This window comes from Crossiella sp. SN42 (assembly GCF_023897065.1).
In the GTDB taxonomy this organism is placed as follows: domain Bacteria; phylum Actinomycetota; class Actinomycetes; order Mycobacteriales; family Pseudonocardiaceae; genus Crossiella.
The window spans coordinates 165,679-190,367 of the sequence record NZ_JAMHIV010000004.1 but is presented as its reverse complement, the minus strand read 5'-3'; the positions used below and the strand labels follow the sequence as shown (position 1 = coordinate 190,367).

The following is a 24,689-nucleotide window of genomic DNA, read 5'->3' as shown; positions in this document are numbered from 1 at the left end:
GCCCTCCCCAGCACGAGAAGTCCACCCAAGGAAGGGCATTGCGCTGCCTGCGCTGAGACATCCGAAGGATCTGCAATCGTCGTGACTACCGACAACATTCACGCCGCCCGGCAACTCATCGCCGAGATCAACAACCCCACGGAACGCCAGCGCTGGGCTTGGTGGACCCCCGGTGACGCCACCCGTTACCACGCCACGATGATCAACGCGGCACCCAGCGCCACCAAGGTCGGCACCGCTCCCGGCGGCACCTTCCGCGCTCTCGTGATCACGATCGACATGTTCACCTTACGTCCCACCTCGATCGTGATCCCGCGGCCCACTGCCGACCTAGACCGTTACACCGCCGAGGAATGGCTCTTCCGGCGGTTTCCTGGTGGCTGGTGGGCCGGTGTCCGGCCGCTGCTGGCCGCACTGGGCTGGACGCCCACGACCGACCGCGACACCAGCTACCGCAGCACGGACCACCGCGACATCACCACGGCGCAGCGCGACCCAAACGCCAACCGCTAGCACCAGGCGCCGCGGTCCCCCCCGGCCACGCGGCCGGACCACCCCACCCGCACCCACGCCACACCGGCCCGCGTCCGCGCGGGCCGGCGATAACGGCCGCCCGCCGACCGAGGAGATCACCATGAACAGCACCGGCAACACCGATCTGCCCGCCCTCGCCGATACGGCCAACCGTGCAGACACTTTCGAGCCGATGACGAACGAGGACGAACGGCCGACGATCACCGTCGCCGGAGTCCACGTCACGCTTTACGTCGACCCGGCCAGCCGGCAGGTCCGAGTATCGATCGATCTCGACGACACCGAGCCGTGGCTACAGCGCAACGACAAGGACAGCACTGTCCCACTGCGCATCTGCGTCCAGGACGACGTCACCTTCGAGGGCTGACAACCCCATCACGCGAGCGCCGGCGCGCCCTCGCGCCCATTCGCGCGCCGCCGGACGGCGCCACCGTTAGTCCACTCAGGACACCCAATCTCGTCCCGTTGATGAAGGGGTGACTCATGCACGCGTCAACTACCGACATGCCGAACCTCGCCGCCTATGACGTCATCCTCGCCAACAGCAGCGGCGGCAAGGACTCACAAGCAATGCTCGACGAAATCTGTACCCTCGCCGAGGCCGCGGGAGTCCTCGATCGCATCACAGTCCTGCACTGCGCGCTCGGCCACGTCGAGTGGCCCGGTACAAGTGAACTCGCCCGCAAGCAGGCCGACCACTACGGGGTGCGCTACGAACAGCGCCACCGCGAGCAAGGACTGCTCCTCGATCAGGTTCGCCGCCGGGGGCGCTGGCCTTCTGCCTCGGCTCGCTACTGCACTTCGGACCAGAAGCGAGGCCCCGCAAGGAAACTCATCACGCAACTGGTCATCGAGCTCGGCGATCTGGGCCGTCCGGCCCGCGTGCTGAACTGCATGGGCCTACGCGCCGAGGAATCGCGGGCACGGCTGAAGAAGGCTCGCCTGAGCCGTGACGAGGCCGCCAGCAGCGGCCGACGCACCGTCGATACCTGGCTTCCGATCCACGACTGGACCGAAACCCAGGTATGGCAACGCATCCTGGCGTCCGGCGTGCCGTACCACCCGGCCTACGACCAGGGCATGACCCGACTGTCGTGTTCGCTCTGTGTTCTCGGCAGCCGCGCGGATCTCGTTCGCGCCGCACAACTACGCCCGAGGTTGGCCGCCGAGTACGCCGAACTGGAAGCCGAGATCGGGCACCGGTTCCGCAACGACCTGTCCATGGCCGAGATCATCGCCGCCGCCGAGCAAGCCGCAACCGCGGAGCACACCGAGGAGACAGCCACGATCGAACTCGGCCAGGGCCAACTGTGGTGGCCGAAGCTCGAACGCCAGTCCGACCGTTACGGCACCGTATTCCTGCTCACCGGTCCGGATGCCGAGGACTACGTCTCGTTCGAGAACGCACCCGTCGGCCAACCGGGACGACTCGTCGCCATCGTGGTCGAGACCCGTCGCTCCGAGCACTGTGGCGACATCGCGCGGTCCCTGGCACCCGTCACGCCGACGGTCGGCGAGGAGATCACGCTCGGCGCCGGCACGTTGTTCACCGACACCGATACCGATCTCGGCATACCCACCGCCGTCGGCCTCGCGCCGGACGACAACCGGGACACCGACTGGCTCGACCCACGCGCCTTGTACCGCTGCCACAACCAAACCGTTCGGCTCGAACTCCGCATCAGCAGCCACACCAACGGGCACGCACGCGACACCAGGCCACGCGCAGCCTGAGAGCCCGCAGCGAATCCGACGGGCATTTCGCCCAGCCGTCATTCATCCACCTTCAGCGTCACACACCGGCCTTCGCGTGCGTGCGCGACGCGCCAACCCCAGAGAGAACAGGAGAAGGATCATGAGCGATGTTACCGTGCCCCCGATTCCGTTGTCGCTACAGCACCTTCCGACTTTGGGCGGACTGGTCGTGCCCTGGGTCACGCCTCGCACGGCCAACGGGCGATACCTGTTCGGATCGCTCGATCGCGATCGGATGGACCACGCCTTGCTCAACCGGTGGTGCGGAGTGTGCGGCCAGCCGCTCCAGCACCGCGCCGTGCTGATGATGCGACTGTCCGACCTGCCACGGCAGTGCACGAACGAGCCAGCGCTACACCCCTGGTGCGCCGCGTACACCAGCGTTTCCTGCCCGATGATCGCCGGGCGACTGGACCACTATCGCTCGTCCCTGCCGCGCCTGGACACGGACATGCTCCCGGCACCCGACACAGCGGCCCGCCAAGGCGCTGCCGCCGAACCGTGGTTCGCCGTGTGGCTCCCCAGCTATCGAGTCATCACCGACCACGGCAACCTCGCAGCCTCCTACGCCGGCACACGACCTCTGCGTATCCGGCCCATCACCTGGCGCCTGCCGAACATCTTCTAGCCAACGCAGCCGACCCGTCGCGGATCAACTGCCCCGCAACGACATCACTACGGAGGACGACATGCAAAGGAGGACCCCAACCAACGCCGGATCTCGCGAGATGATGCCCTACGTCTGGTCGTACGGGATGGGCGCGGAATCAACTGCCGGAATCCTCCGCATGCTCACCGACCCGGCCACTCAACCTGACACGATCGCACCGGACTTCTCGAACCTGGTCGTCGTCATCGCGCAGACAGGCGACGAGTGGAGCACCACCGGAAGACTGGTCCAGCACTACGTTCTTCCCGTGCTCCGCAAGCACAACGTTCGCCTGGTCGAAGTCGCCCGCCGAGGGCCGACCAAAAAGGACGGTGTCGCCGTACTTCAGGACTCCCGGCAGCCGTACCGACTGCACCTCAACGGGGTGTACAAGCTCTCCCACGAGAACCGCGTCACCGGCACCATGCCGCAGCTCGGCGGAGTCAGGAAGTGCAGCCAAAAGGCGAAGGGTGCACCGCAAGATGCCTGGCGTGCCAACGAGTTCGGCGACAGGCCCTACATCCACGCGCTCGGTTTCAACATCCACGAGTACACCAGGATCACGCGCGACTCCGCGTACTCCATGGGCGGACAGCGTGTCCCGGCGTACCCGATCTACGAATGGGGATGGAGCCGGCAGGACTGCCTGGACTACCTGTACCGCAGGCTCGGTGTGGAGTGGCCGAAAAGCTGCTGCCGGCATTGCCCGTACGCTGGCAACAAGCCTGGCTGGCCTGAGCAACGCGCACGGTTCGCCGCGCTCCCAACCGAAGCGGCACAGCACATCATCGATGAGTACGTCTGTTTGGCGCTCAACCCTCGATCGGGCCTGTTCGGGCCCGGCAGGTCACTGATCACGCGACTGCACCGTGACCAGGTGACCGAGCCCATCACCCTCGCCGTCGCTCGGATGAAGACGATGCCGTGGGCCGTCTACCGAGTGCGCCGGCTCTACCACGCGCAAGCCACCGCGATCCGGTCCGTGGACAGCGTCCTGCTCGGAGCACACGGCACTGTTCACACCGCGCTGACCGACGTCGGCCGACTCGCCGACATCGCGGTGACGAAGAACGAGGAGATCGCCGGAGCACCGGCCCGTCATGGCGATCGAGACACCCACCGCCGACTGTGGCTACGCAGGCGCGACGACGGGATCTATCCGAGTTTGGAGGAGTTCTACACGGTCGCTCCCGCCCAGACGCGGGACAAGGAGCTCGACAGCTTCGCCGAGGCCTGAGCCGACCACACCGATGAGGCGCTCGACCGGCTGGAACACCGCATCGACACAGCCGTCGCCGTCGTTCAGCAAGCCCTCATTGAACGCCAGAGCCGCAACAACGCGAACTGACCACCCACCGCAAGTTCCGCTCGTTTGAAGGGATACCACCATGTCTCGGTTCGATCTGCACCCTGGGCACATCGACGGACTCGTCAACGCCGGACTGCAGTTCGGCCTAATCGGTGCCGTCGACGAGCTCACGCCGGTCGGTCAGATGCTGCTCCATCAGCACCAGCCCTATCGCGACGTCGAGCAGGAGGGCCGACGAGTCGCCGGACTACGTAGCCACGGTGACCGACCACGCGCTGCATCCCATCGCCGTGCAATGCCTACTGGACTGCTACGAGTACCAGACCAGCGGCACGATCGGCTGGCACACCAGCCAGGCGCACATCTGGACGGCTCGCCTGCGCGAGACAGTGCTGACCCGGCTGCCCGCCGCGGCGAAAGCGGCCGTGCGCTCTGGAGCCAAGCAGGTCCCGGCCTACCGGCTGCTGACTGTCTACACCGAGACACCTTGGGGCATCACGGAACTCGACCAGATCCCCGAGCTCGGTGACGGCGTCATCGATGTGCCGGTGGTCCGGAAAGGGCTGCGCGCACAGATCTTGACCGGTCCATTCCACAGCCCGAACAAGGGCTTGTCCTCCCGCGTCCGCCTCGTGACGATCCTCGGCACCGGCAAAGAGCGGACACTGTCTACCTTCGCGCAGGTTTCCGAACCTTCGGCCGACGCGCCGGGGGTCTACCTGCTTTCCGAGTACGACCGCTACGTCGCACGCCCCGCCGACGCCCCGCCCGGCACGTGGTTCATGGCCTCCGGCGCTCACCTCCACACCAGCGACTCCCGCTGGCGCGAGCTGATCGGACATAGCCTGCCCATCCCGCTGCACGACCGCACCGAACCCTAGGCCTACCGCGCCAGCCACACCTGCGAAGCCCACCGAACCGAGCAAGCCTCACCCATCAAGGTGTTGAACCATGCCTACAGACGACGAACTGCACGCCAGACTGTTTCTCCTGCACGCGGCCGAACCGCCCGCACCCGCCATTCACCACTACGTCACCGACCGCGGGGTGGTCGACGTCGTCGAGGAGATCCGGCACGGCGCCGCCCCCGCCGCCGTGCTCCGCGAGGTCACCCGGCCCAACGCTCGGATTGACGACGACCTGCGAGCTCTCGACCGAGGCGCAGCGCGCCTGCTCACGCCCGAGGACGGTGACTGGCCGCTCGGACGGCTGACCGGCCTGGCCAGCATCGGCGTTCCGCTCGCGCTGTGGGTGCGCGGCAACGGCTCATTGGCCGACCTCACCAAGTTTGCCGTCACCGTCACGGGCGCCCGCGCGTCGACGGAGTACGGAAACACAGTCGCGGGAGACTTCAGCTACGAACTCGCCCGTGCCGGAGTGACCGTCCTCAACGGAGGGAGCCTCGGCGTGGACGAAGCAGCGCACCGCGGCGCACTGGCCGCACAGGGCCGCACGATTGTCGTGCTGGCCAACGGCGTCGACCTGACCCATCCGCACCAGCACGCCCGGCTCTACCAAACGGTGATTGAGCGAGGTGGATTACTGGTCAGCGAGTACCCGATCGGCACACGACCGACCCGTATCCGGTTCCACGCACGGTGCCGGCTGCTGGCTGCTCTCGCCGCGGCGACCTTGATCGTCGAGGCGGGGCAGCGCAGTGGCGCCCTCGCCCTGGCACGAGTCGCTGGCGAGCTCGGCCGGCGGGTCTACGGCGTACCGGGACCGATCCACTCCATGACGTCGAAGGGCGTCAACGAGCTGCTGCGCACCGGCGCCGCAAGCGTGGCCAGCTCAGTCGAGCACATCAATTACCAAGAGGGAGTGGGATGACCGGCCGTGACACCATCGGGAACGCCATAGTCGGCTAGTAACACACCTAGGCAGTTGAAACGCGCCGTCCTCGATTAGAGGGTGTGGTAGCCATGCTGGCTCACTGTTCCTGAGACAAAGCCTCACCGGCCGGAAACCGTCCAGGAGCGGCCGTCGTCACCGTAGTCGGCAATGTCGGTGAGAGCGCGGCCGTCGACGACGATCTCATCGCGCCCGACTTCCACGATCCTCACAGCACGCTCAGAGTTACGCAGGTAGGGGCAATGAGTCATGGCGATCTGCAGACAGGCGTGGTGCATAGCCGTGTCGGTGTGTACGCGCCGCTCGTCTCCCACAGCAACCCAAACTGGTGAGTGTGCGGTTTTCGTGTCCGGCGCTATTCCTCCATGCGTGCTGCGAGGTAGTCAGTCCAGCTGATCGAGGCGTAGCCGAGCCACTGGTTGGCTGTCTTGATGCTGATGCCGATCATGTCGCTGACGATGACGGCTGGTAGGTCGGCTACCAGCATGGACATGGCCGTGTTGTGGGCGGCGGCTGTTCCCAGATCGCGCCGGGCGAGTTGCCTGGCCAGATGTTCTGGGCGCGTTGGGCGGCCGGGAACAGCGCCGGGCAGCAGGTAGTGGGTCCGGCCTGGGACGAGGCCGGGTTGGTGGCGGGCCAGTTGCTGTTCGACCAAGACGCCGAGACTAGGCGGCAGGATGACGGGGTTCTTGCCCAGGATGAGGAAGGCGTCGTTGCCGTCGCGGCGGTAGTGGTCGGTGGTGAGTTCGACAACCCGGGTCAGGGGCATGGCGTAGAGCCGGATTAGCGCTGCGGCGACGCGAAGTTCGGTCGGCAGCGACGAGTCGGTCAGACATCGTCGGAGCTGCTCGATGTGGTCTTCCTCGTCCAGGAAACGGGTGGGCAGTGCTCGGCTCCGGTCGGCGATGGTCAGTGTCGTGGTGATCTTGCGTGCGCTGGTCCAGCGGAGAAAGGCGCGCAGTTTGCGGCGGTTGGACGGCCCGGTGGTGAGCCAGAGGTCCACGTCGGCCTGCGTGGTTGAGGGCAGGTCGCGGTGATGCCCGTCGAGCCAGGCCAGAAACTCGATCGCGACGCGGATCTCGCAGCGGTCGTTGGCGGCGGAGCCGGCGGTGTAGCGGCGTCGGGCGGCCTGGCTTCGTGCGATGCGCAGGACTTCCCACTCGGCGAAGGGCCGCAGGTAGCCCAGGTGGCGTGCCGGCAGGTCAGTGAATACCGAGTCGAGCCAGGGCCGGAGCTTGGCCAGCTGTTCCTTGCGTGGGGGCAGGATGCCAGTGGCGACGAGCATGGCGCGCAGGAAGTCGACGTTGCGATGGGGCGGCAGGGCGTCGAGGGTGTCGTGGTCGATCGTGGCGTGCTGCTCGACCAGGCCCGCCAGGAGCCGGGCGGTCGGGCTGGTGCGCAGCCAACCGATCACCGACCTGGGATGGCGGGCGCGGACGAAGGCATCGGCCAAGGGCAGTAGTTCGGGGGCGACGGGTTGGCCGGGATGGCTGAGCAGGTCGGTGACGCGGTCGTCGACCACGCAGCGGGCGCAGCGGCCCTCGGCGTAGATGTCGCCGGGGTGGGCGCAGGTGCGGCAGGAGAAGTCGATGTCGACCCCGCAGCAGGGACCGCAGAGGCGCTCGCTGTCCTCGGTGCGGCCGACGAGCACTCGGGTGGTGTCGCAGCGCGCGCAGACCGCGGGCGCCCTGGTGGCGGTGTCGTAGCAGTGGGAGCAGACCGCGCCGACCGGCCAGTTGGCCTTGACCGCGCGGCGGCTGCCGCAGAGGCCGCACGTGCGAGGCGTGCGCGGGCGGCAGTTGGTGCAGATCAGGTCGCCGCCGCGTAGGCGGCTGACATTGGTGCGGACCCGAAGGCAGACGCTGCATTGGTCGATGCGGCCGCGGTAGCAGTCGACGCAGATGTCGGCCTGGTCGTCGGTGGCGCGTCTGGCGATGGGTCGCTGCCGGCCGCAGGTGCCGCAGGTGCGCGGCGGTTGGGTGTAGCAGGCCCGACAGACCGGGCCGTGGCCCGGATCGACGGCGTGAGCCGGAGCCCTGGTGCCACAGCGTGAGCACTCGTGCAGGGGCCGCGGGTTGCAGCTCTGGCAGAGCCAGGAGTCCGGTCCCGTGCGCCGTGCGGCGACACGCAGCTTGCCGCAGCCCGCGCAGTGACGTAGCCGGTCGGGATCGGCGCGGTAGCAACGTCGGCAGGTGCCGACGCCGTCGGCCGAACGCGTGACGATCGGACCCGGTTGGCCGCAGTGCCCGCAGGGCCGCAGCGCGCCTCGGTCCGTGCAGGCGGTGCAGACCCGCCCGGCGGCCGAAGTCCTGGGCAGCCTGACGCCGGTGCGGCCGCACTCGGCGCAGGCCGGCAGGGTGACCGCCGCGCCGTGCCCGGCGGCGTCGAGCGCCAGCAGCAGTCGGACCAGTGACGCCGGGCAGTCACGGGCGGGCGCGATCAACGCCGTCGCTTGCAGCCGGAAGTGCTCGACCAGCGGGCGCAGCGTCTGCGGCCCGGTCAGCCCGGCCACGGTCAGCATCTCCTGCGCGGCCTGCTCGGTCAGGTCCGGGCCCACCCGGTTGCGCAGATGGGCGACCAGTTCGTCGCGCGCCTGGTCGAGGGTTCCGGAGTAGACGCGTCGAGGTCCCCGCCTGGCGGGCATGGGCGGCACCGCCGCCGAGGTCACTGGCCCGGCCGCCGGATGATGCTGCGCCGCGCGACTGGTGGCGCCGTGATGTCGGTCGCCCCGTCTTCGCTCTTGGCGGATTTGCGCAGTTGTTGATTGACCACGGTCGGCTCGATCAGGTCGTTGGGGGTGCAGTCCAGGATGTCGCAGAGCGCCACCAGCACGTCCATGTTCAGCCGCTGCGGCGGCTGGGTGACGAGGCGATAGACCTGTTCCCGGGACAACACCACGCCTCGCTCGGCCAGCAGCGGGACCAGATCGGTGGTCTGGTGCAACTCCTGCTCAGCCATGCGCAGCCGCAACCGCCACCGGAAGCCCATCTTCTTGATCACGCCTGCCCGCCCCAATCCTTGCCCAGTCGCGCCCTCAGCCTGGAGGCCAGCATCGTGTTGCGGTACTCGTTGCTCACCCCGCTGTAGATGGCCGTGGTCGAGGCGCTGCGATGACCCACCTGCTCCTGCACGAACCTCTCCGGATAGCCGAACTCGATCAGGTGCGTGACGAAGGAGTACCGCAGGCAGTGCAGATCCAGCTCTGGGTCCAGCCCGGCGTCGTCACGGGCCGCGACGAACGCGGTGTTGATCGATTTCGGTGACAGGCGCCCGACCCGCTCGGTGACCCACAACGCCGGATGCCGTCCGGCTCCGAACTGTGGGCGGACCTCGGTCAGCCAATGCTCCAAGGCCTCAACCACCCAGCTCATCTCCCCGACCGTCAGCACCGTCCGCCGCTTGGGCGGCCCGCCCTTGGACGCCTTGCCGAAGCGGACCCTCACGCTGCCGAACCGGCCGAACATCGGCACCTTGTGGTTGCGCCGCAGATCCACCAGGTCCAGCATCGACGACTCGGTCCGGCGTAGCCCGAAGGCGTAGGCCGTCTTGAGTACCGCCGAGTCCCGCAACGCGCAGAGAGCGCCCTTGCGCCCCCGGCCCCTGATCTTTCCCGGACGGGCATCGGCCGCGTCGAATAATGCCTGGACCTCGTCATAGTCCAACGGCCTCCGCCGCGGGTCGCCCTCGTACTCCGCGACGTGGACCACCGAGTTGCCCTCGTGGAAGACCATCTGGGGCACCTCGCCGAACCGCTGCTGGCACACCCGCGCCCAGTCGTAGCGGCCGTCGAGCAGGTAGTTCACGAACAGGCCGATCTCGACCTCGTAGGTCCGAGCTGTGGTCAGTTTGATCCCGTTGTCTCCGCCACGCAGATGGGCGATGAACGCCTCACCGTCGGCCGGCGTCCACTGCCATGGGTAGGCGTTGGTAAACTCCTCCATTCGACGCACCAGCCGCAGCCGGGCCTCGATTGTCGAGGTCTTCAAGAACCTCGCGGCCTGTTGCCGAGCCCACCCCTCCAGCATCGCCTCGAAGCCTGCCTTCTCCGGCGCCAGGTGAACGACGTTGCCCGCCAGCACCAGGTGCGCTGATCCCGGGGCTTCACTCGTCACCTCCCAGGTTGTATCAGATGCATCATTGATGCGGAAGTGGGACGGCTCCTGGGCGTGGAGGTGCGCCTCCAGGCGCCCCGCAGCATTGCGGGCGCTTGATCCGGCCCGAACGCTCTGGGCCGCCGGCAGGAGGCTAAGCAACGGCCGCTGAGTGAGTTCGTTGGCGCCGGGCTACGGGGGCAACCAGTCGTGTCCTGTCTCGTTGATGGCCGCAACCGCGCCGATGTGCTGGAAGCGATGCAGGCGGACGGGTGAACCTGTGCGTCCTTGGCGGGGGTGGGGTGGCGCCAGGTGCATGCTGCCGGGTGTGCCTCTGGGCGCGTGCGGTCACGGGGAGGTGTTTCGCGATGGTGGGCGAGCCGGGCAGCGGCCCGGTGGTACACAACGAGGTTTCCGCAACCTCGGTGAGTGGTGTGGTTCAGGCCGGTGTAGTGCACGGTGGCCTGCACGTGCACGCCCCGCCAGTACACGTGGTGCCGCGTCAACTGCCCGGAGCGCCGGACCTGTTCGCAGGACGAGCCGCCGCGTTGATCGAGCTGGACCGGATCGCCGACGCCATATCCCGCTTCCCGGGCGTCCGACCCGGCGCGAGTCCGCCGGACGCCGCATCCGCGGGACGGTGCTGATCACCGCCCTCGCCGGGGCGGGCGGGATCGGCAAGACGTGGTTGGGGGTCGGCCGGAATACGCCAGAAACGGGCCACAGGATCGGCTAACTGCTGGTCAGGCGTCGGTGTCGGCGAGGGCGCGGTAGAGCGAGGCGACCGAGGGGCGTTGGCCGGTGGCCCGCCGCAGCGGGCACCGTCGCCATGACGCCGGCGTGCGATCCGCCCGACCCTCGGAGACGTGCGTACCGACCCGACCGCCGAGAGGTTGCCAGGCGACTACACCGGTGTGTAGTTTGATGTCCGTCCGTGTAGCAGACGACACGTTGAGGTAGGAATGGTCGCGCCCGATCCTAAGGACTTCACCGCGCGCGCCCGCATCCGTGACGCGGCGATGCGTCAGTTCGGGGAACGCGGCTTCGACCAGGCCACTATCCGTAGCATCGCCGAGGCCGCAGGCGTCTCGTCCGGCCTGGTGCGCCACCACTTCGGTTCCAAGGAGGGGTTGCGCGATGCCTGCGATTCCTACCTGGCCCGCACCGTGCAGGCGATCAGCGACCGGGCCCAGGCGGACAGTGCGCCGGGCAGCGTCAACTACGTGGCGGTCGCCCAGGCGGCCTTCGGCCCCTACCGCAGCTACGTGACCCGCGCACTGGTGGAGGGCAGGGCGGCGCCGATGTTCGACATGCTGGTCGATCAGAGCGGGCACTGGCTGGCCGAGCTCGACCGCCGCCGCCCCGACAGCCCCGAGGTGCCGGTTGAGGCCAGGGCGACCGTGGTGGCGGCGATGTCGCTGGCCGTCAGTGTGCTGCAGGAGCACGTGTCCCGACGGCTCGGCGTCGACCTGCTCAGCTCGGAAGGTGTGGACCTGATGGCCCGGATCCTGCTCGACCTCTACTCGCACCCGTACCTCAGCCCGGAGGAGGCCGAGACCATGCGATCCCGGCTCCCCGGGCTGACCGCGCCGAAGGAAGGCCCTGATGACTGACGCGATCTCGGTGCTCGGCCTGGTCAAGACCTACGGCCGCACCACGGCACTCGACGGGTTGGACCTGACGGTCGCCCCCGGTGAGGTACACGGTTTCCTCGGGCCCAACGGCGCCGGGAAGACCACCACCGTCCGGATCCTGCTGGGCATGCTGCGCGTGGACGCCGGCATCGTCCGGCTGCTGGGCGGCGACCCGTGGGCCGACGCCACGGCTTTGCACCGGAGGCTCGCCTACGTGCCCTCCGATGTCATGCTCTGGCCTGGCCTGACCGGCGGCGAGGTCATCGACCTGCTGCTGCAGCTGCACGGGGGTGGTGACCGGATCCGGCGCCGGGAGCTGGTGGAGCGCTTCGACCTGAACCCGCGGACGAAGATCCGCGCCTATTCCCGGGGTAACCGGCAGAAGGTGCTGCTGGTCGCCGCCTTCGCTTCGGGCGCCGAGCTGCTGATCCTCGACGAGCCCACCTCGGGCCTCGACCCGCTGATGGAGTCGGTGTTCCGCGAGATCGTCCGTGAGGAGCAACACCGCGGTGACCGCACCGTGCTGCTGTCCAGCCACATCCTCGGCGAGGTCGAGGCCCTGTGCGACCGCGTCACGATCATCCGCGCCGGCCGGGCGGTCGACTCCGGCAGCCTTGCCGACCTGCGGCACCTGGCCCGCACCTCGGTCCGGGCCGAGTTCGCCGGCCCGGCGGACGGCCTCGCGTCGCTGCCCGGGGTGCACGACCTGCGCACCGAGGATGGACTGGTGCGCTTCGACGTCGACCCCGACGCCCTCGATCCGGTTCTGCGCCACCTCGGCTCGGTCGGGGTACGCAGCCTGGTCAGCGGGCCGCCCACGCTGGAGGAACTGTTCCTGCGGCACTACGCACCGGCGGACCGGTGAACGGCGTCGCCGGTCTCGTCCGGCTCGCCCTGCGCCGGGAACGGAGCATCGCACCCTGGTGGATCCTCCTGCTGGTAACCGGGGCCTTGCTTCTGGTCGCCTACATCGAGCGGCACATGCCCACACCGGAGCTGAAGTCCGTCTACGCCGAGATGATCGGCCGTAACGCCTTCTTCCAGGCGCTCGGCGGCGGGACCGTCGTACCGGACCTCGGTGTCATGTCGTCTTGGCGCAGCGGCGGGTTGCTGTACGTGCTGAACGGGCTCGCCGCGCTGATGGCGGTCGTGCGCTACACCCGGGCCGATGAGGATTCTGGCCGCATCGAGTTGCTGCGCGCGGGGGTGGTCGGCCCGTTCAGTCCGCTGACCGCCGCGCTGCTGGTGGCCGGCGGGGTCGGCCTGGCGGGTGGGACGGCGACCACCCTCGCGCTCGTCACGGTCGGGCTGGAGCCGACGGGGTCGATCGCCTACGGCGCGGCCATCACCGCGGCCGGCTGGGTGTTCGGCGCGGTCGGCGCGGTCGCCGCGCAACTCACCCGCAACGCCGGGACCGCCCGGAGCATCGGCCTGTCTGTTCTCGGCGCCTCCTATTTCCTGCGTTACGCCGGCGACTTCACCGGGCAGCTCTGGATGAAGTACATCTCCCCAATCGGGTGGAGCCACCTGGTGGAGCCCTACCGGGACGAGCGGTGGTGGATCCTCGCCGTTCCGCTGGCGGTGACGGTGGCCCTGTCGGCCCTGGCCTACCGGCTGGCCGCCCGTCGCGACCTCGGCGCGGGGCTCATCCCCGAGCGCCTCGGACCGGCGACGGCGCCGCGGCTGCGCGGCCCGGTCGCCCTGTCCTGGCGGTTGCACCGGCGCCTGCTGGCGGCGTGGGCGGGCGGGATCGCCGTCTTCGCGGCCGGCGCCGGAGGCGCGAGCACGCTGGCGTATCAGCTGACCGCCGCGCCCGGCGACACGGTGGCCCTCCTGCTGGATGCCTTCGGCGGTCGGTCCGGGGGGATCGAGGATGCCTACCTCTGGCCGATCATCCTCATCTTCGCCCAGGTCATCACGCTCTACCCGGTGCTCATGGTGCAGCGGCTGCGCGCCGAGGAGCGCAGCGGGCGGGCCGATGTCGTGCAGGCCACGCCGACGACCCGGCTGCGCTGGGCGGTCGGTCATCTACTGGTCGCCGGCCTGGGCACGGCGGCGCTGCTGGCCGTCGCCGGGCTCGTCTTCGGCACGATCTTCGCGGCGCTCGTCGGCGACCCGGTGACCGACGTGCCCCGCGTCCTCGCCGGCACGATGGCGACCCTCCCGGCCGCCTTGCTGGTGGCCGCGGTCTGCGTGCTCGCCTACGGTCTGCTGCCCCGGGCCGCGGTCGCCATCTCGTGGACGGTCTGGCTGGCGACCCTGGCCGTGGGGCAGGTCGTCGGGCCGCTGTACGGGCAGTGGGGCGGAACTCCCTTCGAGCCGTTCCACTACATCCCGAACACGCCCGCCGGAGCACCGCTCGACCCGGCACCCTTGTTGGTGATGTGTGCGCTGTCCGCCTTGCTCGTCGGGAGCGGGCTGCTGGCGTTGCGCCGCCGTGACTTCGGCTGAGCGGTTCTCCGTGGCACCGCGGATCGCGCCGCTGTCCGAGCCCTATGCACCTGAGGTCGCCAAACGTCTCGAGGCGATGATGCCGCCGGGTGAGCCACCGATCCGGCTGTTTCGCACGTTCGTACAGAACCTGCCGATGGCTGCCGGCCTGAACGCATGGGTAGCTACTACCTGAGTCGACAGCTGTCGCTGGCGCTCCGCGACCGCGAGCTCGTGATCGACCGCACCACGGCCCGCTGCGGCTGCGAGTACGAGTGGGGCGCGCACGTGGCCTTCTGCGGTGCTCGGGTCGCGCTGACGCTCGACCAGATCCGCTCCCTCACCCACAGGTCGGCCACCGACTCATGCTGGGATGCCCACGACGCCCACGACGCCCACGACGCCCTCGTGATCGAGGCCGTGGACACCCTCCACGACACCTCGTGCAGGGCCTCCAGGTGGTCGCGGCCCTTCTTGTGGATCACGCCCATGCGCTTGCAGAACATGGTCACCACCTCGTCCCGCGCACTCGTGCGGGCGGTGTGCAGGAGGCTGACGACCAGGATGATCCGCTTGTCCTCGCCGATCTTGCGCAGGTCGGCCACGTCGGTCACCTTCGCCTCCCCGGCGAAGTGCGCGATCTTCCCCGGCGACACACCCCGCAACCACACCTCGGTCGGACCGAGCGCGTCCAGGTCCCGCAGGTGCGCCAGGCGGGCCTTGAACTTGCCCAGCGACGCGGCCTTGGCCGCGTCCTTCAACCGGTCGAACCCGCTGCGCCGGGTGATCGGGTCGACCAGCAGCAGCCGGGCCAGCCGGGACCGCTCAATCCCGTCCAGGCGGGTGGCGACCAGCGTGAACAGTGCCATGTTGACCTCGGTCCGGATCGTCGAGGCCATCGCGTCCAGAGTCGTGTAGCCGGGTAACTCGCAGCGAGCGCGGACCAGTTCCTCCAACGCCACGTTGATCAGGTCGGCCGGGTTGTCCTTGGTCTGCACCGTCTTGCGGATCGCGGTCTCCGCGATCTCCCGGACCCGGACAGGCTCGTAGACCACACCCAGCCGGTCCCGGACGAGCTGCCGATGCCGCTTGGCAGTGCGCTCCGCGTCCTGTTCCAAGACCACGTCGGCCGACAACTCCAGTGCGCCACGCACGTGCGCGGCGACGACCTCGGGCACGTCGGGCAGCTTCGGGAAGTAGCCCAGACGCTGGTAGGACTTCAGCCACACCACCAGGACCAGCAGATGCTGCACATCCTGCGTTCGGCCACGAGCCCACTGGGCCTCGGCGGCCGTCGGCGTGAATCCCTCGGCCAGTTCCCGCGCCGACACCACCCGCGCGAACCGCGGGTAGGCGGTGCGATCGATCGATGCCACCCACACACCCCAGAAACGATCATCACCCGGACGTGGCGCACCTTAGCGACCTTGACCGGCCGACTCGCTAGCGCCCTCTACCAGTGTCTGGAACCGCCCGTGGCCCGTTTCTGGCGTATTCCGGCTGGCCCCCTGGTTGGCCTTGACCTGGGCGCATCGCCACGCACAACGATTCCCCGACGGGCAACTATTCGTCGACCTGCACGGTTTCAGTCCGGCAGGAGAGCCGACGGCACCAGCAGTGGCGGTGCGCGGGTTCCTCGACGCTCTCGGGGTCGAGCCCGGCCGCATCCCAGCCGACCTCAACGCGCAGGCAGCGCTCTACCGAAGCCTGGTCGCGCACAAACAGATGCTGATCGTGTTGGACAACGCCGCCACCACCGAGCAAGTGACGCCTCTGTTGCCGGGCAGCGGATCCTGCACGGTATTGGTGACCAGCCGCAGCCGGTTGAGTGGGCTGGTTACCCGGCACAGTGCCCACCCTCTGCGGCTGAACCCACTCTCCGACGTCGAGTCCCGCGCTTTGCTGGCCAAGCGGCTGGGCGCCGCACGTGTGGCGGCCGAGGAGGAGGCGGTCACCGAACTGATCGGTCTGTGTGGCGGCTTTCCCCTGGCGCTGGGCCTGATCGCCGGACGTGCCCGCGGCCACCCGCAGGTGCCCCTGGCGGAGTTCACCGCAGAGCTGCGCGAGTCCGGGGTGGACGCACTGGACGACGTCGACCCGACCGCCAGCCTGCCCGCCGTGTTGTCCCTGTCCTTGCGCGGCCTGACCACCGACCAGCACATGGTGTTTGCACTGCTGGGCATCGCCCCTGGCCCCGACATCGGCATACCCGCCGCTGCCAGCCTCACCGGTCTTCCGGTGCCGCGGGTAGACCAGGCACTGCGCGCTCTGGCAGACGCGTCCCTGCTGATCCGGCAAGCGTGTTTCCGCTACTCCATGCACGACCTGATCCGCCGCTACGCCATCGACATCGCCGCACGCGAGCTCAACGAGCACGTTCGGGACACTGCACTCCAGCAGGTGTCGACGTTCTACATCGACACCGCCGTGCACGCCGATCAGCTCGTGCGCGCCGAGCCCCACGACAAGCCTGATCCGCCCGAGCCCGGCAGCTACGCCCTGCTGCTCACGGACCAGTCAGCGGCGCTGGCCTGGTTTGACGCCGAACACCGGTGCCTGCTTGCCGCCCAGCACACCGCCATGAACCACGGCTGGCATATCGACGCGCACTATCTCGCGATGATCTTGTGCGTCTACCAGGGACGCCGGGGGCACCTCCGGGAGAAATTGGCCTCCCAGCAAGTCGGACTAGCCGCCGCCGCGCACCTCGATCGGTCGCAGCTCGCCACGTCACACCGGCTGCTGGGTAACGCCTTGTCTCACCTGGAACGCCACGAGGAGGCAGCCGAGCACCTCCACCACTCCCTCGCCCTGGCCGAGTGGCCCTCCAGCCAGGCTCGCGTCCATCACGCACTGTCCTTCGTCTACGGCAAGTTGGGTCAGCATCAGCTGGCACTCACCCATGCCAGGCGGACCCTCGACATCTACCTCACGCTCCCACCGCCGACACGGGAAGCCCACGCACGCGGTCAACTCGGGTGGTGCCTGGCTCAGTGCGGCGAGTACGACAGCGCCCGCGCACACTGCGATGCCGCACTCCAGCTGGCCCGCCGGGATCGGGACCTCGCCTGTGAAGCGTCCACCCGTGACACTCTCGGCTACATCGAGCACTGCACCGGCGACCACCACCGAGCCATCGCCCACTATCAACGGGCGCACTCGCTGTTTACAGAGGTCGGCAACAACTTCGAGGCCGCCGACACCCTGGCACGACTCGGTCATCCGCATGCCGTGCTGGGGCAGCGCGCCGAAGCACGGGCGGCGTGGCAGAAGGCGCTGGAACTGTTGCGAGAGCAGGGACGCAGCCCGGCTGCCGAGCGGATACAACAGCAACTCGACGCCATTGACGGTCGTGACGCCGACGGCGACTCACCCTCAAATGCCGTGTTGCGTTAGATGCAATTCCTCCCGTTCAGCGCGATCCGGAAGCGTCACGCCGCAGACCTGGCACAGCCACTCGGTCTGGCAACGCCAGATACGGAACCGGTCAATGTGGGACCAGGCGGGGCCATCCGGATCCATTCGGGTTACCCAGGGAAGCGGCATGCCGTCCACACATGGACGGGGCAGCCCCGAACCGTTCACCATGAGCTGGTCGGTCTGGCTGGACACCGCGCCAGTTTAGAACCTGCTGGCGAGGAGGCGGCGCGCGCCGGGACCATGCGGGCGTTGTCACCCCTCGTAGGGGAGATGAAGACCCTGGGCGGGCGGCCGAACACCTCAGCAGCCGCCCTGCGTGCCCTCGCCGACAGCCCGATTCCGGGATCGACTCGCTCACCGCCCTGCACACCTGAACAGGCCGCTGTCACGCGGGAGACCGGCCGCTCGCGTGACGGCCTGCCCTGTTGGACCAGGCCGCAGGGACCTCCGGTGCGCCTCTGTGACCGCGCCAGCACCCGGCCGGCAGCGGCCGCGGCGCGCTGTTCTGTCCCACTTCTTCCCCTGGAGAGGACCCTGGCCATGCCGAAACCGACCCGGTTCGCCAACGTAGAACTCGCCCTGGCCAACGGCAAACTTGTCCACGTTCACCCGAGGATCGCTGGCCGGGTGCGCGGTATCGACTCCGACGGCGACGTGCTCACCCCGCTCGGTGACTTCACCGGCCGGATTCGCCACATCGACGGCACCGACTATCTCATCCCCCTGACCCCGTGTTGCCACGCCCGCGCCCAGGGCAACAACGCAGACACCGGCATGTACTGCCGCGCCTGCTCCGGCACCGTGTCCGCCAAGTACGCAGGCCCCGGCGTCCTGGACGTCGCGGTAGCCAGCACCGTCTCCACCGTCAGCACGGTGGTCCTGGATGGCCCGACCCGCCGCCTGAGCACCCTCGCCGCCGTGCTTGTCCCCGGCCCGCTCGAGGTCATCCTCAGCAACGGGTTCTGGCGCTACGGGCGCGAACTGCAGGGCCTGGGCGCGGCCCTGGCCCTCTGCGGCCAGTCCGAACCCAGCCACCGCGTCGAGGTGCACCTCGACCTGCCGGACTTCGCACTGCCCAGGGCCGGCACCCTGGCTCTGGGCGCGACTGTGGCCGTTGTGGGCGCCACCACCGGTGATGGCGCCCAGAGACTGGAAGACACCGCGGTGCTGGGCGAGCTCGATGCCAGGGGCGTCCTCCACCAGGTCCCCGGAGTGCAGGCCATGGTGCAGGACGCCGCGGTCCGCGGCATCCGCCGGGTCATCGTGCCCGCCGCTAGTGTCGAGACGGCCGCCGATGTCGAGGCGGCCAGGTACGGCGCCGACCTTGAGGTGCTCGGCGTGCAGTCGATCGATGAGCTGGCTGCCTGGCTGCGTGGCGAGGACACCGCCCTGCGACGACCTGGCATGCCACAGCAGCCCCGCGCCGTGAGCCTCACCCGCCCGACCGCCACTGCCATCCAGGTCGCCGCTGATCCCATGGACGCCGGTTCAACCGCCCTCCTGGCCGATGTCCTGCACGGGCCATACCAGGTGACCTGGACGCTCGATGCCTCCACCGCCGCGCATGTTCGCAGCGCGATCCGCGCGGCGATGACCGACGCGGAGATCAAGGCCCGCTGCAACGCTTCCAACCCCACCGGCGCCTGGTACGCCGCCGCGGCCTACCGACTGCGCACCGTTGAGGACGCGGCAACGCTGGCCTCAGGCGGCCCGTTTCCCACCGATGACCAGTGACCGGCTCACTCGCCGGCTGGGCGCGACCTACTTCGCTCGCCACCGGGCCGCACAAGGGCTGGCCACTGCCCGATGCCGCCGAAACACCCCTTGAACAGGACAACGGTGAGGAGACCACCGACATGGCCACCACTAACAGCAGACCAGGGCGCCCCGGTGCGACGAAAATGTCTACCGACCCCGAGGACAGCACCAGCGGACACCTCTACACCGTCATCAACAGCTGCATCCGGGAGGCATTGCTTAGCTTCGCTGGCTTCACCCCCTGCGGCTCTTACCGGGACAGCCAGGGATGGCGCACCGCCACGCTGGCGGAGATCCTGGCCGAGATCATGATCCGCCTGCACGCAGGTCTCACTCCCGCCATGGGCGAACAAGCCCTCGAGTCGAGCATCCGGTGGCTGCGCCAGTACCTCACCGACGAGGAATCCGATCGCATCCGCGCGGGTGTTGAAGGCGGAGATCCAGGATCGGAGGCAGCTCCGCGCTTGGTGGCCTGTGCCGAAGAACGGGATCTCGATCCGCTTGATCTGGACGCGTTGGTGCATGATCTGGCCTGCCAGGCGGCCAGTAAGATCAACACCCGTGGCCTGGAGGCACTGGTCTTCTTTCTGGTGCAGCAGGTGGGAGAGGACGAGGCCGAGCAGACCATCCGTGGCCTGGTCGAAACACCGAATCCGCTGTGCGGCCTGGACACCGGCTTGGCTGGGTGCATGGCCGAGGGTTACGACCAGGACCTCGTCAACGAGGTCCTCGACCACCTCAGCACGCTGGGCCCGCGCCTGGTGTGCGTGTGGAACTCCCACGACCGCTTCGGCTACTACGGGGACTCGAACTTCTACGTCCACGCCGCCGATGGGCGTCTGCACGAGCTGGACGGTGGGGTCTGGCAGTGGCTCAACAGCGATCCCGGCACCGGCGAGCCACCCGCAGTTCCGGCGCCGCCCACGAGCTGGATCGGCGCGGACACCGGCATGACGACGGCTGATCTGGGCCGCCACGACAACCTGCACAACTACGCCAGGCGAGACCACGCGCCTGGTGGTGACTCAGTGCCTTGGCCCCACCGCAGCACCGGTACCGCCACCGGCCCGCAGCAGTCCGAGCAGGAAACGGGCCGGTCATGAAACGCAGCCTGTACCGCCGCCTGCACCACACGCTCCATCCGTACCTGGGCCACCGCACCGCGATGCGGGTCGCGACGGCGGTGTTCACCGTGCCGGATCCGGACGTGCCCCGCTGGACGCCCGGCCCTGGGTGGATCGAGATGGCCACAGGGCGCTACTGGGTTCGCGCGGAACCCGAGGGCGAACGCGGCCTGCTCCATACCTGGACGCTGGATGCCCACGGCCACTACACCGACCAACCGGCTCTGGTGTCCGGGGTGACTGACTGCCACGCCGCGATCGTGGACAAGGCGCACCGCGCCTACGACTACCTACAGGCCGGCACCATGCGGATCGTCCCGTGCCCCACCAAGCATCCCGCGCACCAGTACTGGCAGTACGTCGAGGCGTTCACCGAGAAGTTCGGACGCCAGGTGAAGCAGCTGCACAACGCTGTGGACTACCCGCTGGGCTACCGCACGCTGTACCTGCAGCCGCGGGTCGAACTTCGCCTGGACGGGCGGTCCTGGGTGTGCTCGGTGGAGGTGGCGCTGTCCCCGGAGCGGAGCTACTACTGGTGGGATTTAGCCCGCGCCACCGACGTCCTGTCTCAGCTGGTCCGGCACTACCGCGTGCCGCACATCGCGCTCTACTGCGAAACCCCCTACCCGGTGACCAACCCGCTGTGGCACCGGGGCTGGGCCGAGCTGGATGCCTACCGCGCCGCCCGCGTGTAGAGGCGCACCCGAGCTAGCCTCACGGCCGTCCAGACCAGCACTGCACTTACCTACGCTGGAACAGCAGCAGCTGGCATCCCAGGCCGCTGTAGGTCAGGTGTTCAGCGCTGTCGTCGACGAAACGCCACTCGCTGTCGATGGTGTCGTAGAAGGATGGGTCTGCCGTGGCGCCGGAGCGCCACTCTCCTAGGTAGATCACGGTGTCACCGGCGTAGCTGGCCAGAGCACGGGAGGCCATCGCCGCGGGGCCTGGCACGGGCCAGCTCAGCAGCAGAACGCGATCCTGGTGGCAGGCGGTGATCTCAGCGTCCCCGTGCTGGACCGGGTGGTATTGGATCGCGCTGGTCCACGTGTTGCCGCCGGGCGCTATGTCGTAGGCGGCCACATCAACGCCGAGTTGAACCAGTTGCCAGGCCAGGTAGCCAGTCCCGGCGCCGATGTCCACCACCGGGCGGCCGTGGAGATGACCGGCCATCCAGTCCAGATCGCCGGGGCTGATGATCGGCCAGCAGTAGGTGCGCACAAGGGTGTCCCGGGTGCACTCGATCCGCGGTGTGCCGCTGCGGGTGAGCACCAAGCTCGCCACCTCAGGACGGCCGTTGTCGCCAAGGCTGCGGCCCGGCGGGCGTTCCACGGGCAACGCCCGCACCACGTCCCAGTACGGGTTCTCTGTACGGGTGCTCGGCCGTCCCCAAGGCGGGCAGTCCCGTAGTGGCATGGTCTGGCGGCTCAGCAGCGACCCGGGCGGGTCCTCTCCTGCCCACAGGCCGTTGAGCCGCGCCACCAAGGCCCGTGCATCGGTGATGGCGAGCCCATCATCCGGCGAGGGCGCAGCGGCATGCACATCATCACCGGATCGCCTTGCGCTGTCCTCCGCGCCGTGGTCTGAGGCGGTCATGAGAAGGCAGGCCAGGAGGCCTGGGCGGATGGGTGTGCCCAGGGGCTGCGCTCGGGGTCCTCAACAGCGTTGGCGACGCTGGACATCGCGTGCACGGTGTCTGTGCTCCTCCTGGTCGATTCCGCTGACGTTGTGTCTACATCCTCCCCATCGCGCCCGCACGCCTGATCTCGTGCATCAACAGCGGTGAACTGCAACGTGACACTTCCCGGCGCGCGAGGCCCGGACCGGGCGCCGGTGCCGGCGGCCAGCAGAAACTCCCCACCTACGGCCAGCTCAATCCCCATCCGGCAGTCACACTCAGTAACCTCAGGTCTGGTCTTCTGATCCCACAGACAAGGGGAGCTGACAGTGGCGCGCACCTGGTTATCCCTCCGCGTGGAGCTGATCTCGGGGCGCGGTACAGACCTGTGGCCTCGCCCCGGCCGCATCCTCGCCGCCGCGCCAACACACTCCTTCGCCCAACTCGCTGAGGCACTCGATCTCGCCTTCGGCCGCTGGGACCTGGCCCACCTGCACCTGTTCACACTGGCCAACGGCACCAACATCGGCCCGCTGGAGAGATGGGCCGACGATGCCCCGGACGACACGGCGGAGGGCCGGGCCACCACACTCGCCAGCTTGCAGCCCGGCGAGCAGTTCGCCTACGTCTTCTTCCCTGTCAAGTCTGCGTGTTGAGTCTGCGACGTGGCCCCGGGGTGTTCGGGCTAGGGGCTCGACAGATGGATGGATGTGGAGACCAGCTTGCCGCATTGGACAATCTATCTCTACATATGTAGCTTCGAGTTCATGGGTCGGAGACTACGAGCAACCGAGGCAACGCTGGACGTGCTGGAAATCCTGCTCGGGCCTGACGAGCAGCTGTATGGACTAAAGATCGCTAAGGCAGCGAACCGGGCAACGGGCAGCGTGTTCCCGATCCTGGCTCGGCTGGAAGAATTCGGCTGGGTAGTCAGCGAATGGGAAACCGACGACCCCACGACCCGGGGACCCCGCCGTCGCTTCTACCGGCTGAGCCCAGACGGGGTGGGCATGGCGCGTGTGATGCTGGCTGAGCATCGTCAGGGGCGCAGACAGGTTGGCCGTTCGTCGACACCGCGGATCGTTCCTCGACCGGAGGCCGGGTCATGAGCAGTGGGGCGATGCCGTGGTTGATCGCGGCCGTGCTGGTGCCGTTGCTGGTGGGTGAGTTCAAGGAGTGGCTGCCACGATGCGCGCTCTGCTTGGTCCGCTGGGCGGCACGACGGCTCGGAGAGCCTCGGGCGTGCAAGCGGTATGAGGAGGAGTGGGCCGCGAACCTCGCCGAGGTTCCTGGTTACCTGTCACCGCTGTTGGCCGCCCTTGGGTATGTCGCAGCCACGCCACGAATGCGGCGGGCCATCGGGAAGCGTGTGATGCCACTCCGCAGTCGCCCCATGCAACTTCCCGGGGAAGCCGTGGGTTTCGTCGGCCGCTCAGCAGACTTCGCTGCACTCGACCGTGCACTGCTTCCTCGCCGCCGGTGGTTCCTGGGTCGCCGCTCTGTGCCCGCCGCCGTGGTCATTAGCGGGATGCCGGGAGTGGGAAAGACGGGGCTGGCCGTGGCATGGGGGCACCGCCGAGCCCCGAGGTTTCCCGATGGAAGCCTCTACCTCCACCTTCGAGGTTCCTCTCCGGAGAGCTCACTTGCTCCTGTTGAAGCGCTGGGACGCCTGCTGCGGGCACTCGGCGTACCGGCTGACCAGGTTCCGGAGTCGCTCAACGATCGCGTCGCCTTGTACCGGAGGGTGGTGGCCCGGCGGAGGCTCCTGATCGTCCTGGACGACGCGGCAGGCTCAGAACAGGTGCTCCCGTTGATGCCAGGTAGCTCGCGATCGACGGTGCTGATCACTTCCCGCGCAATGTTGACTGGCGTGGCGGTCAGGTCTGCCGCACCCCTCATGCACCTCGCCACTCTGCACCCCGATGAAGCAATCGACCTCCTGCAACGTGTCGTCGGGGCCGACCGCGTCGATGCCGAACTCGACGAGGCCAGGAAGTTGGTTGATCTTTGCGCGTGCCTGCCGCTAGCTGTCCACGTCGTGAGTTCGCTCCTGGTGAAGCACCCAGCATGGCTCATCGCCGATCTCAACCGGCAACTGCACGAAGAGGTTGGCCGCCTGGCCGCTTGCAACCGTGCCGACGACGCTGTCGGTGCCGCCTTCGATCTCTCCTACCGCCAACTGGCACCGACATCTGCGCGTCTGTTCCGGCGGCTCGGCGCGCTGCCTTCGTCGCGGCGTCGTTTCACCGCGGGCGAAGCCTCGATCCTGGCTGACTGTACGTCCTCAGAAGCCGCGGCAGGACTGCGAACTCTGAGCGACAGCGCACTGGTGATCCCTTTGTCATCCACAACCTATCGACTGCATGATCTTCTGCATCGCTACGCCGAGGAACTCCTCAGGGCGGAAGATCCTCACCTCGTCGAGGTGCTGCGGCAGCGGCTCGACAACCCTGCCGCGTAGAGCCGATTTAGGCCGTCCAGTTGAGCCAAGGCCAACCGTTGCGGCCACCACACCAGGA

Annotated in this window: 24 protein-coding genes; 18 read left to right on the top strand and 6 right to left on the bottom strand. The window is 68.4% G+C overall.

From position 1 onward, the window contains the following. The first annotated feature begins 81 nt into the window (after positions 1-81). From M8C13_RS07270 to dprA, 7 genes are all read left to right on the top strand, one after another. The gene (locus tag M8C13_RS07270) at positions 82-513 is read left to right on the top strand and encodes a hypothetical protein (RefSeq protein WP_252479705.1); all 432 of its coding nucleotides are present in this window, start codon (positions 82-84) and stop codon (positions 511-513) included. A 121-nt stretch (positions 514-634) separates the two neighbouring features. Next, a complete protein-coding gene (locus M8C13_RS07265; RefSeq protein ID WP_252479704.1) occupies positions 635-901 on the top strand; it encodes a hypothetical protein in 267 nt (88 codons plus the stop codon). A gap of 137 nt (positions 902-1,038) precedes the next feature. Continuing rightward, complete coding sequence (locus tag M8C13_RS07260) at positions 1,039-2,268, top strand: phosphoadenosine phosphosulfate reductase family protein (RefSeq protein WP_252479703.1); 1,230 nt, start codon at positions 1,039-1,041, stop codon at positions 2,266-2,268. 121 nt (positions 2,269-2,389) lie between these two features. Then, complete coding sequence (locus M8C13_RS07255; RefSeq protein ID WP_252479702.1) at positions 2,390-2,917, top strand: hypothetical protein; 528 nt, start codon at positions 2,390-2,392, stop codon at positions 2,915-2,917. Between the two features lie 160 nt (positions 2,918-3,077). Continuing rightward, positions 3,078-4,175, top strand: coding sequence for a hypothetical protein (locus M8C13_RS07250; RefSeq protein WP_252479701.1), 1,098 nt, complete (start codon positions 3,078-3,080; stop codon positions 4,173-4,175). A gap of 332 nt (positions 4,176-4,507) precedes the next feature. Continuing rightward, positions 4,508-5,128 carry a hypothetical protein gene (locus tag M8C13_RS07245; RefSeq protein ID WP_252479700.1) on the top strand — a complete coding sequence of 207 codons (621 nt, stop codon included), beginning with the start codon at positions 4,508-4,510 and terminating at the stop codon, positions 5,126-5,128. A gap of 70 nt (positions 5,129-5,198) precedes the next feature. Next, positions 5,199-6,077, top strand: a complete 879-nt coding sequence (dprA, locus tag M8C13_RS07240; protein ID WP_252479699.1) for a DNA-processing protein DprA — start codon at positions 5,199-5,201, stop codon at positions 6,075-6,077. 122 nt (positions 6,078-6,199) lie between these two features. Here dprA and M8C13_RS07235 read toward each other — a convergent pair whose 3' ends face one another. The 4 genes from M8C13_RS07235 to M8C13_RS07220 are packed head-to-tail and all read right to left on the bottom strand — an operon-like array spanning position 6,200 to position 10,177. Further along, positions 6,200-6,412, bottom strand: a complete 213-nt coding sequence (locus M8C13_RS07235; RefSeq protein WP_252479698.1) for a hypothetical protein — start codon at positions 6,410-6,412, stop codon at positions 6,200-6,202. A 41-nt stretch (positions 6,413-6,453) separates the two neighbouring features. Continuing rightward, positions 6,454-8,766 carry a hypothetical protein gene (locus tag M8C13_RS07230; RefSeq protein WP_252479697.1) on the bottom strand — a complete coding sequence of 771 codons (2,313 nt, stop codon included), beginning with the start codon at positions 8,764-8,766 and terminating at the stop codon, positions 6,454-6,456. Continuing rightward, positions 8,763-9,098 (bottom strand): helix-turn-helix transcriptional regulator, encoded by a 336-nt coding sequence (locus M8C13_RS07225; RefSeq protein ID WP_252479696.1) that lies wholly within the window; start codon positions 9,096-9,098, stop codon positions 8,763-8,765. The genes M8C13_RS07230 and M8C13_RS07225 overlap by 4 nt, the downstream gene beginning before the upstream one ends. Next, on the bottom strand, positions 9,095-10,177 hold the full coding sequence (locus M8C13_RS07220) for a tyrosine-type recombinase/integrase (RefSeq protein ID WP_252479695.1): 1,083 nt from the start codon (positions 10,175-10,177) through the stop codon (positions 9,095-9,097). Before M8C13_RS07220 ends, M8C13_RS07225 begins: the two co-directional genes overlap by 4 nt. A gap of 974 nt (positions 10,178-11,151) precedes the next feature. Between M8C13_RS07220 and M8C13_RS45000 the strand changes: the two genes are divergently transcribed. The 4 genes from M8C13_RS45000 to M8C13_RS07200 are packed head-to-tail and all read left to right on the top strand — an operon-like array spanning position 11,152 to position 14,449. Further along, the gene (locus tag M8C13_RS45000) at positions 11,152-11,802 is read left to right on the top strand and encodes a TetR/AcrR family transcriptional regulator (RefSeq protein ID WP_305883925.1); all 651 of its coding nucleotides are present in this window, start codon (positions 11,152-11,154) and stop codon (positions 11,800-11,802) included. Further along, positions 11,795-12,688, top strand: a complete 894-nt coding sequence (locus M8C13_RS07210) for an ABC transporter ATP-binding protein (protein WP_252479694.1) — start codon at positions 11,795-11,797, stop codon at positions 12,686-12,688. Before M8C13_RS45000 ends, M8C13_RS07210 begins: the two co-directional genes overlap by 8 nt. Beyond that, the gene (locus M8C13_RS07205) at positions 12,685-14,274 is read left to right on the top strand and encodes an ABC transporter permease (protein WP_252479693.1); all 1,590 of its coding nucleotides are present in this window, start codon (positions 12,685-12,687) and stop codon (positions 14,272-14,274) included. Before M8C13_RS07210 ends, M8C13_RS07205 begins: the two co-directional genes overlap by 4 nt. A 10-nt stretch (positions 14,275-14,284) precedes the next feature. After that, positions 14,285-14,449 carry a hypothetical protein gene (locus tag M8C13_RS07200; protein ID WP_252479692.1) on the top strand — a complete coding sequence of 55 codons (165 nt, stop codon included), beginning with the start codon at positions 14,285-14,287 and terminating at the stop codon, positions 14,447-14,449. On the opposite strand, the gene M8C13_RS07195 is transcribed toward M8C13_RS07200, so the two are convergent. Then, a complete protein-coding gene (locus tag M8C13_RS07195) occupies positions 14,442-15,629 on the bottom strand; it encodes a DUF4158 domain-containing protein (RefSeq protein ID WP_252479691.1) in 1,188 nt (395 codons plus the stop codon). The two genes, M8C13_RS07200 and M8C13_RS07195, sit on opposite strands and share 8 nt — an antisense overlap. 247 nt (positions 15,630-15,876) lie before the next feature. Between M8C13_RS07195 and M8C13_RS07190 the strand changes: the two genes are divergently transcribed. The 4 genes from M8C13_RS07190 to M8C13_RS07175 all read left to right on the top strand — a co-directional run bounded on the left by M8C13_RS07190 (position 15,877) and on the right by M8C13_RS07175 (position 21,250). Further along, positions 15,877-17,649 (top strand): tetratricopeptide repeat protein, encoded by a 1,773-nt coding sequence (locus tag M8C13_RS07190; protein ID WP_252479690.1) that lies wholly within the window; start codon positions 15,877-15,879, stop codon positions 17,647-17,649. Positions 17,650-18,213: 564 nt separating this feature from the next. Beyond that, positions 18,214-19,407 (top strand): S16 family serine protease, encoded by a 1,194-nt coding sequence (locus M8C13_RS07185; RefSeq protein ID WP_252479689.1) that lies wholly within the window; start codon positions 18,214-18,216, stop codon positions 19,405-19,407. Then, the gene (locus M8C13_RS07180; protein WP_252479688.1) at positions 19,404-20,534 is read left to right on the top strand and encodes a hypothetical protein; all 1,131 of its coding nucleotides are present in this window, start codon (positions 19,404-19,406) and stop codon (positions 20,532-20,534) included. Before M8C13_RS07185 ends, M8C13_RS07180 begins: the two co-directional genes overlap by 4 nt. Beyond that, complete coding sequence (locus M8C13_RS07175; RefSeq protein ID WP_252479687.1) at positions 20,531-21,250, top strand: hypothetical protein; 720 nt, start codon at positions 20,531-20,533, stop codon at positions 21,248-21,250. The genes M8C13_RS07180 and M8C13_RS07175 overlap by 4 nt, the downstream gene beginning before the upstream one ends. Before the next feature lie 46 nt (positions 21,251-21,296). Here the strand turns inward: M8C13_RS07175 and M8C13_RS07170 are convergent, their stop codons facing one another. After that, on the bottom strand, positions 21,297-21,827 hold the full coding sequence (locus M8C13_RS07170; RefSeq protein WP_252479686.1) for a hypothetical protein: 531 nt from the start codon (positions 21,825-21,827) through the stop codon (positions 21,297-21,299). A gap of 672 nt (positions 21,828-22,499) precedes the next feature. Here M8C13_RS07170 and M8C13_RS07165 point away from each other — a divergent pair. Genes M8C13_RS07165 through M8C13_RS07155 form a run of 3 tightly spaced genes read left to right on the top strand, consistent with a single transcriptional unit; the run spans position 22,500 to position 24,631 of the window. Then, entirely contained in the window at positions 22,500-22,826 is a 327-nt protein-coding gene (locus M8C13_RS07165) for a plasmid pRiA4b ORF-3 family protein (RefSeq protein WP_252479685.1), read from the top strand. A 48-nt stretch (positions 22,827-22,874) separates the two neighbouring features. After that, positions 22,875-23,279 (top strand): PadR family transcriptional regulator, encoded by a 405-nt coding sequence (locus tag M8C13_RS07160; RefSeq protein WP_252479684.1) that lies wholly within the window; start codon positions 22,875-22,877, stop codon positions 23,277-23,279. Positions 23,280-23,290: 11 nt separating this feature from the next. Next, positions 23,291-24,631 carry an NB-ARC domain-containing protein gene (locus M8C13_RS07155; protein WP_252479683.1) on the top strand — a complete coding sequence of 447 codons (1,341 nt, stop codon included), beginning with the start codon at positions 23,291-23,293 and terminating at the stop codon, positions 24,629-24,631. Positions 24,632-24,689 lie beyond the last annotated feature (58 nt).

Coding starts and splice junctions, on each gene's coding strand:
- M8C13_RS07160 (WP_252479684.1), top strand. CDS start 22,875: ATGGATGTGGAGACCAGCTTGCCGCATTGGACAATCTATCTCTACATA.
- dprA (WP_252479699.1), top strand. CDS start 5,199: ATGCCTACAGACGACGAACTGCACGCCAGACTGTTTCTCCTGCACGCG.
- M8C13_RS07155 (WP_252479683.1), top strand. CDS start 23,291: ATGCCGTGGTTGATCGCGGCCGTGCTGGTGCCGTTGCTGGTGGGTGAG.
- M8C13_RS07260 (WP_252479703.1), top strand. CDS start 1,039: ATGCCGAACCTCGCCGCCTATGACGTCATCCTCGCCAACAGCAGCGGC.
- M8C13_RS45000 (WP_305883925.1), top strand. CDS start 11,152: ATGGTCGCGCCCGATCCTAAGGACTTCACCGCGCGCGCCCGCATCCGT.
- M8C13_RS07185 (WP_252479689.1), top strand. CDS start 18,214: ATGCCGAAACCGACCCGGTTCGCCAACGTAGAACTCGCCCTGGCCAAC.
- M8C13_RS07265 (WP_252479704.1), top strand. CDS start 635: ATGAACAGCACCGGCAACACCGATCTGCCCGCCCTCGCCGATACGGCC.
- M8C13_RS07250 (WP_252479701.1), top strand. CDS start 3,078: ATGCTCACCGACCCGGCCACTCAACCTGACACGATCGCACCGGACTTC.
- M8C13_RS07210 (WP_252479694.1), top strand. CDS start 11,795: ATGACTGACGCGATCTCGGTGCTCGGCCTGGTCAAGACCTACGGCCGC.
- M8C13_RS07255 (WP_252479702.1), top strand. CDS start 2,390: ATGAGCGATGTTACCGTGCCCCCGATTCCGTTGTCGCTACAGCACCTT.
- M8C13_RS07175 (WP_252479687.1), top strand. CDS start 20,531: ATGAAACGCAGCCTGTACCGCCGCCTGCACCACACGCTCCATCCGTAC.